Origin of the sequence: Lentzea sp. DG1S-22, assembly GCF_036321065.1 — a bacterium.
Lineage (GTDB): Bacteria > Actinomycetota > Actinomycetes > Mycobacteriales > Pseudonocardiaceae > Lentzea > Lentzea jiangxiensis.
Genome location: NZ_CP143276.1, coordinates 3481432 through 3495244, shown reverse-complemented (window position 1 = coordinate 3495244; position 13813 = coordinate 3481432). Strand labels below are relative to the sequence as shown.

Genomic DNA, 13813 nt, shown 5'->3' with positions numbered 1-13813 from the left:
TTTTACGGGGAGTGGGGGGTGGTCCGGTGACCGGGCCCGAGCTGCTGGTGCTGTGGGACGTCGACAACACGCTGATCTCGGCGCGCGGGTTCGGCGGGCTGATGTACAGCCAGGCGTTCCGCGCGGCGTTCGGCCGGGAGCTCACCGGTCCCGTGGACCTCGGCGGACGCACCGAGGTCGACGTCATCGGCGAGGTGCTGCGGCAGCACGGCATCGAGGACACCGAGGAGGCCGCGCGCCTGCTGTCCGACGCGCTGGCGCACTCCTTCGAGACGCGCCGCGCCGATCTCCCCGGCCACGGCGAGGTCCTGCCGGGTGCGCTCCGGGCCCTCGAGCACTTCGCGGACGACCCGCGCGTGCACCAGGGCGTGCTGACCGCCAACCTCAGGAGCGTGGCGCTCATCAAGCTCGAGGAGTTCGGCCTCGCGCACCTCGTCGACTGGGACGTGAGCGCGTTCGGCGACGAGCACGCGGACCGCGCCGAACTGGTGACCTTCGCCCGCGAACGCGCACAGCGCATCCGGCCCTTCACCTCCGACCAGGTCGTCGTCATCGGCGACACCCCGCACGACGTGCACGCGGCCACGAAGGCGGGTGTGCGCCTGGTCGCGGTGGCCACGGGGCGCAACTCGCGGCAGGACCTCCACCGGGCGGGGGCCCAGATCGTGATCGACGACCTGAGCGACCTGGAAGAGCTGATCAGGAGCGTGTGGGCGAGGTGAGACGGGTCTGAACGGCTCTGGCCTCCGGTCGATCACGGCGTTATGGTGCGCGGCATGCCCACAGCAGGCGGCCCGACAGTCAAACGGCTGTCCCAGCCGGACGCCGAGATCAAACCGAAGGCCCTCGGCCTGCCCCGAGGACGCACGGTCATCTCGGTCTTCGGCTCCACGCAGGACATCGAGACGGATCTCGCCGCGAAGTTGTTGCCGGTGCTCAGATCCGTGGTCGTGACCGCGGCGCGCCACGGCGCCGTGTTCGTCACCGAAGGCACCGACAGAGGCGTTGTCCACTTGCTGGGCCTGGCTTTGCGGGCGTGCGAGCAGCAGTGGCCCGTCGTCGTCGGTGTCGCACCGAGCAGCAAGGTGCACGACCTCACCGAGACCTCCACCAACGGTCAGGTCCCGCTGGAACCCCACCACAGCGTCGCCGTGATCGTCCCCGGTTCGGAGTGGACGGACGCGACACCGGTGCTGTTCCGCACGGTCGACGCGGTGCGCCACAAGAAGCCCGTGGTCGCTCTCGTCGCCGGAGGTGAGAACGAGGATGAGGTCGTCGACCACCTCGGCGGGAACAACCCGTTGCTGGTGCTCGCCGGCACCGGCGGTCTCGCGGACCGCATCGCGACCGGTGACCTCAGCGGCGACCTCGCGGTGCTCGTGCGCAGCGGCAGGATCTCCCTCGTCCACGTGGACGAGGGACCCGCCAAGGCCGTCACCGCGCTGGAACGGTTGCTGGGCAAGGAGAAGCCCGTCAAGCCGCCGAAGCTGCTGCCCCGGGTGCGCTACCGGGCACCGCAACCGCGCCCGCTCGTCGACCCCGGCTTCGTCGTGGCGTACCCGGCGCTCGCCGACGCGATCCACGACGCCAACCAGGTCGTCGCGCCCGCCTTCCAGGAGCTCGACGCGCAGGCGGAGGCGGAGCAGAACCGCTACCGCCTCACCGCGGTGCTCGCGATCGCCGGTGGTCTCACGACGACGGTGTTCGCCGCGCTGCAGACGTGGCTCAGGGACACGCCGTGGCCCGGCGTCCTGGTCGTCGCGGGCGGGGCGTTCGCCGCGGCCATCACGATCGTGGCGCGCAAGAGGGAGTCGCTCGACAAGTACCTGACCGCGCGGTCGAGGGCGGAACGGCTGCGGGCGCTGTACTTCGCGCACCTCGCCGCACCCGCGCCGGCGACGGAGGAGGAACGGCGGGACCGGGTGGCGGACCTGGAGGCCGCGGTCAGCGACCGCAAGCACGAGGTGGTCAGGACATGAGCGACAAGCAGCGGCAGGCCCAGTTCGTCGAAGCCTATCTGCGGCACCGGTTCCGAGACCGCCTCGACCACTTCGAACGCAGCCGCAGGCGCTACTCCGCCGCTCGCACGTGGACGGTCGCGCTCGCGGCGGCGCTGTTCATCGCCGCCGCGGCGGCCGCGGCGATCGGCATGGCGGACGGGCCACGCCGGGCGATGTGGGGTTTCGCGGCGACGACGCTCGCCGCGCTCGGCACGGCGATATCGCTCTACGAGGCCACGTTCGGCTTTCGCCGTCTCGCCCGGGAAAGCGCCACCACTTCCGTTGCACTGCAACGGCTCGCTGTGGACGGTCCTACTCCGGACGATGTGGACGACGAACGCCTGGTTGCATTTGTGACCGAAGTGGAGTCGGTCCTGAGGTACGGCAGATAAAATCGAAACGCGGCTGAAAATCGTTTGGAGCGTTCTTGAGAAAGCGCTCCCACGGTTGGCACGCAGCGTGGGTGGTCGATTACGGTAAGCACAAGTTCTGGTGTTTCGGTGATCCCGTTGTCATGATGGCTTCATCCCCCGATGCGGAAGCAGGCACGACATGACTTGGGCGCGTCCCGCGATCGCCGAGCCCGAAACCGGCACCTTTGCCGAGGCCAAGGCCCTGGAGAAGGAGCACAGCACGATCCAGAACAGCAAGGCGGCGCGCACCGTGGCCTGTCACGCCACGGACGCGCTCGACTGCGCTGACCTGCTCGAGATGCTCGGGCTCAGCGCTGAGGAGGGCAAGGCGCGGGTGTAGCCCCGCGACTGGACCCACCACTCGGCGACCAGCAGGTTCACCACGAGCGACAACCAGTTCGCCGTGGTGAAGACCAGGAGCCCGTCGGCTTCCGGCAGCAGCGAGCCGAGCAGCAGTGCCCACAGCCGGCCGGTCACGGCGGCGGTGGTCAGCGCGAACCCGCGGATCATCCAGATGCGGTGAGCGCCGAACTGGCGCCGCCGGGCCGTTCGCAGACCTTGCACGGCGGTGACGAACCAGAGCACCGACAGCACGGTCAGCGGCCCGGACGACGGCAGCCCGACGACGGCGAGCTGGGCGCACACGAGACCGAGCAGCGACGACGGCAGCACGGCCGCGAAGTACACGCGGCCCAGCACCCGGTGCACCTGCGGGTGCCTGCCGCGCAGCTTCAGCCAGAACTGCGGTACACCCGTCAGGACCGCGACCGATCCGGTGAACACGTGCGCGACGAGCAGCCCGTAGTGCAGCGGCCCGCGCAGCGGCGGTCTGGCCTGGTCCACGTCCAGCGTGACGTACGCGCTCGCCGCGAAGATCGTTATCGCCACGCAGACGACCCCCGACACCGCCAACCAGGCGATGTGCCCCCTCGAAGTTTTCATGCCCCAAGCCTGTCAACGGCGTCACTCGAACGCGCTGGTGTCGGCCCCCGAGCGAGCGGTGGGGTGCGCCCTACTGGGATGATGGCGCTCATGCGGACGGTGGAGATCTCCGAAGAGCCGATCAGGCTAGGGCAGTTCCTCAAGCTGGCTCAGCTGGCGGAGGACGGTGGGCACGCGAAAGAGCTCATCGAGGACGGAGAAGTCCACGTCAACGGCTCTGTGGAGCTGCGGCGGGGAGCACAGCTGCGTCACGGTGACGTAGTGGTGGTCGAAGGTGACGAAGTACGCGTTTCCGTTCGGCCGTAACGCATTGCTCCATTCAGCGGTAAGAGCATGCACAATCGCAGTCGATCAGACAAGGGTCTGAAGACCTGACCTGAACGATTACCTCGCGACATGCGTAACCTCTATGTCCCTTTTGGACATCTTGAAACGTCTTGCGTCGCCACGGTTTCCAGTTGGTGAGACGCGCGTCACGTCCGTTGTTCGATCACCGGGGAAACTTTTCTCCAGGGTCTGTAACGCGAACACCGGAACGCGCGAATCACCGGTTGCGAGCTTCGGCTGTCGCGCCTGAATGCGGCGCGGCCGGAGATCGCGAAGATCTGAGAATCAAGGTCCTCGGGGTGACCTGCGTACGTGCACGTCCGAATCGCCGCTGAGCCGGGGAGATCAGAACGATGAGTGAGCAGGTCCGCGCTGCCCGTGACGTCGACGGGCAGCGCTCCACGCTCAATCCGCTGTCGGAACGCAGACAGACCCACCCACCTGTTGCCCGTTGGGAAAGCCGCTACCGCTACGCCGTGATCACCGCCGACGTGCTGACCGTTGCCCTGGTCGTCGTCGCCGTCGGTGCGGTCATGAGCGTGCGCCACACGGCCTTCGGCCCGCTTTCCCTTGCCCTGCTGGACATACTCACAGTAGTCCTCGTCGTCGGCTCCCTCGCGATCAACCGCGTGTGGCAGCCGGCCGTTCTCGGCCAGGGTGCCGAGGAGTTCCGAAGACTCGGCCGGGGGTTGTTCGGTGCCGTCGTGGCGCTCGGTCTCGGAGCGCTCGCCGTCGACATCCCCGGCGCCCGCCTGTGGATCTTCGTCGTGGTACCCGCGATCGCCCTGGTCGCGTTCCCCATGCGCTACCTCCTGCGCCGCCCCCTGCACCGCGGCCGCGGTGAAGGGCGCTTCCTGCTCCCGGTCCTCGCCGCCGGCAACCTCGACACCGTCGAGGACCTGATCCACCGCACCAAGCGCGTCGCCCACCTGGGCTGGCGCGTCGACGCCATCTGCACCATCGACGGCCGCGGCCGCACCGGTACCGACGTCGACGGCGTGCCCGTCGTCGGCCAGCTGCGCGAGCTCGCCGAGCACGTCCGCCGCGGCGGGTACCGCATCGTCGCCGTGACACCCGACGCCTACTGGACACCTCGCCGTCTCCAGCAGCTCGCGTGGGCCCTCGAAGGCACCGGTGCCGAGATGGTCGTCTCGCCCGGTCTCATGGAGGTCGCGGGCCCGCGCCTGCACATGAGCGCCGTGCTCGGCATGCCGCTGCTGCGGGTGAGCGAACCGGCGCTGAGCGGGTTCCGCCGTCTGGTCAAGGAGGTCGTCGACCGCGTCGGAGCGTTCGTGCTGCTGCTCCTGCTGGCACCGCTCATGTTCGCCGTCGCCGCGTTCGTGATGATCGACAGCCGCGGCCCCGTCTTCTACCGCCAGAAGCGGGTCGGCAAGACCGGCGTGCCGTTCACGATCATCAAGTTCCGCACGATGGTCACCAACTCGGATGCGTTGCGCGCCAAGCTCGCCGCTGTCGACGAGGGCAACGGCGTGCTGTTCAAGGTGAAGAAGGACCCGCGCATCACCAAGGTCGGCACGGTCCTGCGCCGTTACTCGATCGACGAGCTGCCCCAGCTGTTCAACGTTCTCGCGGGCAGCATGTCGCTCGTCGGTCCCCGCCCGCCGCTGCCGGAGGAGACCGCGAAGTACTCCTCGGACGTGCGGCGCCGCCTGCTGGTGAAGCCCGGCCTGACCGGCCTCTGGCAGGTGAGCGGACGCAGCGACCTCTCGTGGGAGGAGTCGGTCCGCCTCGACCTGCGCTACGTCGAGGACTGGTCGCTCGCCCTCGACCTCGTGATCATGTGGAAGACCTTCCGCGCCGTCTTCGGCGGCCAGGGGGCTTACTGATGGGGGACCAAGACGTGATCGGCCTTGCTGTCATCGGCGCCGGGTACTGGGGGCCGAACCTCGTCCGCAACGCGCAGGCCACTCCCGAGCTGCACCTGCGCTACCTCTGCGACCTCGACGTGGACAAGGCACGGCGCGTGCTGGGCCAGTACTCGACCGTGCGCGCCACGGCGTCCCTCGACGAGGTCTTCGCCGACCCCGAGGTGCACGCCGTCGCCATCGCGACACCCGCCGCCACGCACCTGCCCGTCGCGCTCGCGGCGCTGGAGGCCGGCAAGCACGTCCTCGTGGAGAAGCCGCTCGCGGCCAACCTCGAGGACGGCCTGAAGCTCGTCGAGACCGCGGAACAGCGCGGCCTCACGCTGATGCTCGACCACACCTTCGCGTACACGTCGTCGGTGCAGCACCTGCGCGAGATCATCCGTGGTGGCGAGCTCGGCGACATCCAGTACATCGACTCGGTGCGCATCAACCTCGGTCTGGTGCAGCCGGACGTGGACGTGCTGTGGGACCTCGCCCCGCACGACCTCTCGATCTTCGAGGCGATCCTGCCCGACGACGTGGTGCCGGTGGAGGTCGCCGCGCACGGTTCGGACCCGATCGGCGCGGGCGTCGCGTGCGTCGGCCACCTCACGGTCCGGCTGTCGAACGGCGCCATCACGCACGTGCACGTGAACTGGCTGTCTCCCACCAAGATCCGCACGATGGTCATCGGCGGCTCGCAGCGCACGGTCGTGTGGGACGACAACAACCCGGCGCAGCGACTGTCCATTTACGACCGCGGCGTCGAGCGCTCCGTGGAGCAGCAGAAGATCTCCTACCGCACCGGCGACATGGTCGCGCCGGCGCTGGTCGAACGCGAGGCGCTGCGCACGATGATGGCCGAGTTCGCCGCGTCCATCACCGAGAAGCGCGCGCCGCTCACCGACGGACGCGCGGGCCTGCGCGTGCTGGCGGTGCTGGAGGCGGCGTCGGAGTCGCTGCGCTCCGGCGGTCTGTTCGTCCCCGTTCACCAAGTCGAAGGCAGGATTTCTCCATGACCGCCCAGAACGAAGCGGGCCAGCCGATCACCGGGCAGCGTGCCCTCGTCACCGGTGGTGCGGGCACGATCGGCTCCTCGGTGGTGGACCAGCTCGTCGAGGCCGGCGCCGCCGAGGTCGTCGTGCTGGACAACTTCGTGCGCGGCCGCCGGGAGAACCTGGCCTCCGCGCTCGAGTCCGGTGTCGTCCGCGTCGTCGAGGGCGACATCAACGACAAGGCACTGGTGCGGGAGCTGACCGAGGGGGTGGACCTCGTCTTCCACCTCGCCGCCATCCGCATCACCCAGTGCGCCGAGGAACCGCGCCTCGCGCTGGAGTGCCTGGTCGACGGCACGTTCACGATCCTGGAGGCCGCCGCGGCCGCCGGGGTGAAGAAGGTCATCGCGTCGTCGTCGGCCTCGGTCTACGGCCTCGCGGAGTCGTTCCCCACCGACGAACGGCACCACCCGTACAACAACGACACCTTCTACGGCGCCGCGAAGGCGTTCAACGAAGGCATGCTGCGCAGCTTCAAGGCCATGTACGACCTCGACTACGTGGCGCTGCGCTACTTCAACGTGTACGGACCGCGGATGGACGTCCACGGCCTGTACACCGAGGTGCTCATCCGCTGGATGGAGCGCATCGTCGAAGGCAAGTCGCCGCTCATCTTCGGCGACGGCGCCCAGACGATGGACTTCGTGCACGTGCACGACATCGCACGCGCCAACATCCTCGCGGCCAAGGCGCCGGTCACGGACGCGGTGTACAACATCGCGTCCTCCGAGGAGACCTCGCTCAAGGAGCTCGCCCTCGCGCTGCTCGCCGCGATGGACTCCGACCTGCCGCTGGAGCACGGCCCCGAGCGCAAGGTGAACGGCGTGACGCGCCGGCTCGCCGACATCAGCCTCGCGGCCCGCGAGCTCGGGTGGAAGCCCGAGATCGAGATGGACGGCGGACTGCGCGACCTCGTCGCGTGGTGGCGTGCCGAGAAGGCCGCTGCCGAGCGGAACGCCTGACGGACCGACCGCGGCCGCGGGCCCGACGCCCGTGGCCGCACCCGCGGAGCCGTGGTCCGAAAGACCCACGGCGCACCCCGCGGAACGAAGTCCACGGCTGGATTCCGCGGAGCCGTGGGCCCGAGCCACGGCCGCACCCTTTCCCACGAACGTTCGTCCGCCAGCGAAGGGCAGTACCAGTGATCCCGGTTATGCGGCCGTTGCTCGGTGAAGAAGAGGCACTCGCCGCCGCCGAGGCCGTCCGGTCCGGCTGGGTGGCGCAGGGCCCCCGAGTCCGCGAGTTCGAAGAGGCCTTCGCCGCGTCCGTCGGCGCCCGGCACGGTGTCGCCGTGTCCTCCTGCACCACCGGCCTGCACCTCGCCGTGCACGTGCTCGGCATCGGGCCCGGCGACGAGGTCGTCGTGCCGTCGCTGTCGTTCATCGCCACCGCCAACTCGGTCCGCTACACGGGCGCGACGCCGGTGTTCGCCGACGTCGAGCCGGGCACCGGCAACCTGAGCGCGTCCACTGTGGAACCCGTGCTCACCGGGCGCACCCGCGCGGTCATGGTCGTGCACCAGGCCGGCGTGCCCGCGGACGTCGACGCGATCAAGGCGCTCTGCGCACCGCGGGGCATCGCGGTGATCGAGGACGCGGCCTGCGCGGCGGGCTCCACGTACAAGGGCGCGCCGGTCGGCACGAACGCGTTGCTCGCCGCCTGGTCGTTCCACCCGCGCAAGCTCCTCACGACCGGTGAGGGCGGCATGGTCACCACCGACGACCCCGAGTGGGCCGTGCGGCTCAAGCGCCTGCGCGAGCACGGCATGAGCGTCTCGGCGGCGGACCGCCACAACGGCGGCAGCGCCGTGATCGAGCAGTACCTGGAGACGGCGTTCAACTACCGGATGACCGACATCCAGGCCGCGGTGGGCCTGGTGCAGCTGTCCAAACTGGACATGATCATCGCCCGTCGCCGTGAGCTGGCCGCCCGCTACCACGAGCTGCTGGCGGACCTCGACCTCGAGACCGTGCGCGACCCGGAGTGCGGGACGACGAACTACCAGTCGTTCTGGGTGTGGCTGCCCGAGGGCGCGCCCGACCGCCAGGAAGTCCTCGCCGGGCTGGCCGAGCGCGGCGTGAGCGCGCGGCGCGGGATCATGGCGTCGCACCTGGAACCCGCCTATTCCGGCCACGGGAGCGTGGAGCTCCCGGTGACGGAGGCCTTCACGGCCAGGACGCTGATCCTCCCGCTGTTCCACGACATGACGAAGTCCGAACAGGACCAGGTCGTGTCAGCGTTGTCGGCCACTCTGCACGCATCCCGTCTGACCGTGCGTGGTTGAAAGTCGGGGATTCAAGCCCCGCCGGAACATTCTTCTGTTGACACGTAACAGTTATAACCAGATCGCCGACGTTCGGAGTAGCAGCCCTGTGCTGTCCAGCGTAGTGCGCGGATCACACACGGTAACTCCGTCCGAGAGGTGAAACCCAATGGTGGCTCAGCAGTCGCGTCTCGTGCGGGTGCTCGTGATCACGGCGTTGATCGCATCGACGATGTTCGTGCTCGGGGTCTTCAACGCCCCCAACGCACACGCTGCTCCGTGTGACTTCCCGGTCACCAACAAGGTCGCGTGCGAGAACACGCAGCCCGGCGCGGACAACTGGCAGGCCCAGTACCGCGACGACACGATCCTCGGGTACACGACGGACATCAGCTACAACATCGGCCAGACCGTCAGCTTCAAGATGCTGACGTCGGCCTCGTCGTACAAGCTCGACATCTACCGGATGGGCTGGTACGGCGGCAAAGGCGCCCGGTACATGGGCACGGTCCAGCGCAACACACCGCAGAACCAACCTCCATGTCTGCGGGACGCGCCGACCGCGCTCATCGACTGCGGCAACTGGGCCGTCTCGCTCACCTGGACCATCCCGGCCACCGCCACCTCGGGCATCTACTACGTGCGCATGACGCGCAACGACACCGGTGCCGAGAACGAGATGGCCTTCGTCGTCCGCGACGACAGCTCCCAGTCGAAGATCTTCTTCCAGACCTCCGACGCGACCTGGGTCGCCTACAACCGCTACGGCGGCAACAGCCTCTACTTCGGTGACGGTCCCGGCCAGGGCGGCAGCTCGTACAAGGTCAGCTACAACCGCCCCTACACCGGCGGCGACGGCGACGAGAACTTCATCTTCAACGCCGAGTACCCGATGCTCAGGTTCCTGGAGCGCAACGGGTACGACATGAGCTACACGACCGACGTCGACTCCGCGCGCCGCGGGCACCTGATCAAGAACCACAAGGTGTTCATGGCCGTCGGCCACGACGAGTACTGGTCGAACGAGCAGTGGAACAACGTGATGGCCGCCCGCGACGCCGGCGTGCACATGGCGTTCCTCACCGGCAACGAGATCTTCTGGAAGACCCGCTACGAGAAGAGCATCGACTCCTCGCAGACGGACTGGCGGACCATCGCCTGCTTCAAGGAGACCAAGGGCACCCAGAACGACGGCCTGAACGATTGGACCGGCACGTGGCGCGACCCGCGGTACAGCCCTCCGCAGGACGGCGGCAGGCCGGAGAACGCGTTGCTCGGCAACATGTTCACCGTCAACGGCCGGCGTGACGACTCGCTGCAGGTGCCGGCCGCGTACGGCAAGATGCGGCTCTGGCGCAACACCGACCTGCAGAACATGACGGCGGGCACCACGTACACCTTCCAGCCCGGCACGCTCGGCTACGAGTGGAACACCGTGTACGACAACGGCTTCCAGCCCGCCGGCGTCGCGCAGATGTCGCGCACGACCGTGCAGCTCGACGGCTACTACGCGCTGAAGAACTACGGCGACGAGTACGGCTCGAGCACCGAGACCCACGCGATCACGTACTACCGCGCACCTTCCGGTGCGCTGGTGTTCGGCGCGGGCACGGTGCAGTGGGCATGGGGCGTGGACGACGAGCACGCGTTCCCGACCAACACCCCGACCTCGGACAAGCGGATCAAGCAGGCGACGGTCAACTTCCTCGCGGACATGGGCGTGCAGCCCTACCAGCTGTGGGCGGCCGACCAGCTCTCCACCTCCGGCGCCATCAGCGACAACGCCGCACCGGGCGTGCAGATCACGACCCTGCCGTCGCAGTCGGTCGTCGGCCAGCCCTACACCTTCGGCGGCACCGTGATCGACGCCGCCGGCCGGGTCGCGGGCGTCGAGGTCTCCACCGACGGCGGCACCCGCTGGCACTACGCGAACTGGCAGGCGGGCCAGACGACGTGGAGCTACACCTACACGCCGTCGCAGTCCGGCACGGCCCAGCTCCGCGTCCGCGCGGTCGACGACTCGCTCAACCTGTCGGCGCCCGTGCCGGCCACCCCGAACGTGACAGCCAAGACCTGCCCGTGCGGCATGTTCTCCGGCACCGAGGTCCCGAAGGTCGCCTCCGCGGACGACAGCTCGCAGCTGGAGCTCGGCGTGAAGTGGCGCGCCGCGAGCAACGGCTACGTCCGCGGCGTCAAGTTCTACAAGGGCACCGGCAACACCGGCACGCACACCGGCTCGCTGTGGTCCGCGAACGGCGACCTGCTCGCGACCGGCACGTTCGCCAACGAGAGTCCGACGGGCTGGCAGACGCTGCTCTTCCCGAAACCCGTGGCGGTGAACGGGAACACGACCTACATCGTGTCCTACTACACCCCGACGGGGCACTTCGCGTACGACACGGGCGGGTTCCACCAGCAGCAGGCGTACATGGAGCCCATCACCGGCCTGAAGTCCGGTGTGGACGGTCCGAACGGCGTCTTCCGCTTCGGCGCCGGCTTCCCGAACCAGACGTTCGACCACACCAACTACTGGGTCGACGTGGTGTGGGCGACGGACCCCGGTCCGGACACCCGCGCGCCGCTGCAGTCCGCGACGTCCCCCGTGGCCAACGCGGGCTCCGTCGCGCTCGACACCGCGGTGTCCGGCACGTTCGACGAGAACGTGGCGCTCAGCTCGGCGCAGGTCACGGTGACCGGCCCGGCCGGTGCCGTCACGGGCACCAAGTCGATCTCCAACGACGCCCGCACGATCACGTTCACGCCCTCGGCGCCCCTGGCGGCGGCCACGGCCTACACCGTCACGATGAGGGCGGCGGACGCGGCCGGGAACCTGTCCACGCAGGCGAACTGGACGTTCACGACAGGCTCGCCGCGCCCGGCGACCTGCCCGTGCACCGTCTGGGACGACTTCGCGGCACCGGCCGTGGCCGACTCCGGTGACACCACCGCGGTCGAGCTCGGCACCAAGGTCCGCTTCGACGGCAAGGGCGACGTGCTCGGCGTCCGCTTCTACAAGGGCACCGGCAACACCGGCACGCACACCGGCTCGCTGTGGACCTCCACGGGTCTGCTGCTCGCGACCGGCACGTTCAGCGGCGAGACCACGTCCGGCTGGCAGAAGCTGATGTTCAGCTCGCCGGTCCAGGTGCAGGCGAACACGACCTACGTCGTGTCCTACAACGCCCCGAACGGCCGGTACTCGGTCACCTCCGGCTACTTCAACGGCCAGGAGGCGAGCTACCAGTCGCTGCACGCGCTGCAGAACGGTGCCGACGGCGGCAACGGCGTCTACAAGTACGGCAGCGGCTTCCCGAACAGCTCCTACAACGCCACGAACTACTGGGTCGACGTCATCTACCGCAACGGGCTCAACGGTGACACCACGCCGCCGACGATCACGAACCGCACGCCGGCCGCGAACGCGACGAACGTGGGCCTGCAGAGCACGCTGACGGCGACGTTCAGCGAGCCGGTCGACCCGGCGTCGGCGCAGATCTGGCTGGAGGACCCGAAGGGCGCCAGGCTGTCCGGCTCGGTGTCGCTGTCCGGCGACCAGAAGACGGTCACGTGGACACCGTCCGGCAAGCTCGTGTCCGGCACGCAGTACAAGGCGCACGTGGGCATCGCGGACGCCAACGGCATCGCGATGCCGAACGCCGCGGAGTGGACCTTCACGACCACGACGACGGCCACCTGCCCGTGCTCGCTGTTCAGCACGGCGACGGTTCCGGCGGTGACCTCGGCCGAGGACAACGGCGCGTACGAGCTGGGCGTGAGGTTCAGCCCGACGCAGTCCGGCCAGATCACCGGTGTCCGCTTCTACAAGGGCGCGGGCAACACCGGCACGCACACCGGCTCGCTGTGGAACGCCACCGGCTCGCGCCTCGCGACCGGCACGTTCACCGGTGAGACCGCGACGGGCTGGCAGACGCTCACGTTCTCGCAGCCGGTGATCGTCAGCGCGGGCCAGGCCTACACGGCCTCGTACACGACCACCACCGGCAACTACGCGGTGAACGCCGGCTACTTCGGCACCGGCCCGGTCAGCTCAGGTCCGCTGTCGGCACCGCAGGAGACGAACGGCGTGTTCGTCCCCGGCTCGGGCTTCCCGACGATGACGTACGGCTCCGGCAACTACTGGGTCGACGTCGTCTACCAGCCCAACGCCGACAACGACGCGCCCGTCCTGCAGTCCCGCACCCCGTTGCCCGGCGCGTCCGAGGTGGCGCTGGACTCGGTCGTCACCGCGTCGTTCGACGAGGCCGTCGACCTGGGCTCCGCGCAGTTCACCGTCACCGACCCCGGTGGCGCGAAGATCGCCGGCACGCTGGCGCTCTCGGAGGACTCGCGGATGGTCACGTTCACCCCGGCCGCCAGGTTCGCGGCGTCCACCGCGTACTCGGTGAGCGTCAAGATCGCCGACACGTTCGGCAACCTGATGCCCAACGCGCAGACGTGGTCCTTCACGTCGGCGACGACGCAGACCTGCCCGTGCTCGCTGTTCAGCGCGGCCACGGTCCCGTCCGTCACCTCCGCCGACGACAACGGCGCCTACGAGCTGGGCGTGAAGTTCACGTCGACCGCCAACGGCCAGATCACCGGCGTGAAGTTCTACAAGGGCGCCGGCAACACCGGCACCCACACCGGGTCGCTCTGGGCCGCGGACGGGCAGCGCCTCGCGACCGGCACGTTCTCGAACGAGACCGAGTCGGGCTGGCAGACGCTGACGTTCTCGCAGCCGGTGTCGATCACGGCCGGGACCGAGTACACGGCCTCGTACACGACCACCACGGGTCACTACGCGGTCAACGCCGGCTACTTCGGCTCGGTGACCTCGCCGCCGCTGGGCGCCACGCCGAACGCCGGTGTGTTCACGGCCGGGTCGGGCTTCCCGGCCACGACCTACAACGGCGGCAACTACTGGGTGGACGTGGTCTTCCAGTGA

General features: G+C 69.0%; 10 protein-coding genes. 9 read left to right on the top strand and 1 reads right to left on the bottom strand.

The window, feature by feature from the left end; all coding sequences use genetic code 11:
- The first annotated feature begins 26 nt into the window (after window positions 1-26).
- The 3 genes from V1227_RS15415 to V1227_RS15405 are packed head-to-tail and all read left to right on the top strand — an operon-like array spanning window position 27 to window position 2392.
- Window positions 27-722, top strand: a complete 696-nt coding sequence (locus tag V1227_RS15415; protein ID WP_329793246.1) for an HAD family hydrolase — start codon at window positions 27-29, stop codon at window positions 720-722.
- Window positions 723-776: 54 nt separating this feature from the next.
- Entirely contained in the window at window positions 777-1979 is a 1203-nt protein-coding gene (locus V1227_RS15410) for a DUF4231 domain-containing protein (protein WP_329793245.1), read from the top strand.
- Window positions 1976-2392 carry an SLATT domain-containing protein gene (locus tag V1227_RS15405; protein ID WP_329793244.1) on the top strand — a complete coding sequence of 139 codons (417 nt, stop codon included), beginning with the start codon at window positions 1976-1978 and terminating at the stop codon, window positions 2390-2392. Before V1227_RS15410 ends, V1227_RS15405 begins: the two co-directional genes overlap by 4 nt.
- A gap of 279 nt (window positions 2393-2671) precedes the next feature.
- Here V1227_RS15405 and V1227_RS15400 read toward each other — a convergent pair whose 3' ends face one another.
- On the bottom strand, window positions 2672-3355 hold the full coding sequence (locus V1227_RS15400; protein ID WP_329793243.1) for a DUF2306 domain-containing protein: 684 nt from the start codon (window positions 3353-3355) through the stop codon (window positions 2672-2674).
- Between the two features lie 90 nt (window positions 3356-3445).
- On the opposite strand from V1227_RS15400, the gene V1227_RS15395 reads away from it, so the two are divergent.
- From V1227_RS15395 to V1227_RS15370, 6 genes are all read left to right on the top strand, one after another.
- A complete protein-coding gene (locus V1227_RS15395; RefSeq protein WP_236219853.1) occupies window positions 3446-3661 on the top strand; it encodes an RNA-binding S4 domain-containing protein in 216 nt (71 codons plus the stop codon).
- Between the two features lie 374 nt (window positions 3662-4035).
- Window positions 4036-5529, top strand: coding sequence for a sugar transferase (locus V1227_RS15390; RefSeq protein WP_329793242.1), 1494 nt, complete (start codon window positions 4036-4038; stop codon window positions 5527-5529).
- The gene (locus tag V1227_RS15385; RefSeq protein WP_329793240.1) at window positions 5529-6569 is read left to right on the top strand and encodes a Gfo/Idh/MocA family protein; all 1041 of its coding nucleotides are present in this window, start codon (window positions 5529-5531) and stop codon (window positions 6567-6569) included. Before V1227_RS15390 ends, V1227_RS15385 begins: the two co-directional genes overlap by 1 nt.
- Window positions 6566-7567, top strand: a complete 1002-nt coding sequence (locus tag V1227_RS15380; protein ID WP_329793239.1) for an NAD-dependent epimerase/dehydratase family protein — start codon at window positions 6566-6568, stop codon at window positions 7565-7567. The genes V1227_RS15385 and V1227_RS15380 overlap by 4 nt, the downstream gene beginning before the upstream one ends.
- A gap of 179 nt (window positions 7568-7746) precedes the next feature.
- The gene (locus V1227_RS15375; protein WP_329793238.1) at window positions 7747-8889 is read left to right on the top strand and encodes a DegT/DnrJ/EryC1/StrS family aminotransferase; all 1143 of its coding nucleotides are present in this window, start codon (window positions 7747-7749) and stop codon (window positions 8887-8889) included.
- 148 nt (window positions 8890-9037) lie between these two features.
- Window positions 9038-13813, top strand: a complete 4776-nt coding sequence (locus V1227_RS15370; protein WP_329793237.1) for a DUF4082 domain-containing protein — start codon at window positions 9038-9040, stop codon at window positions 13811-13813.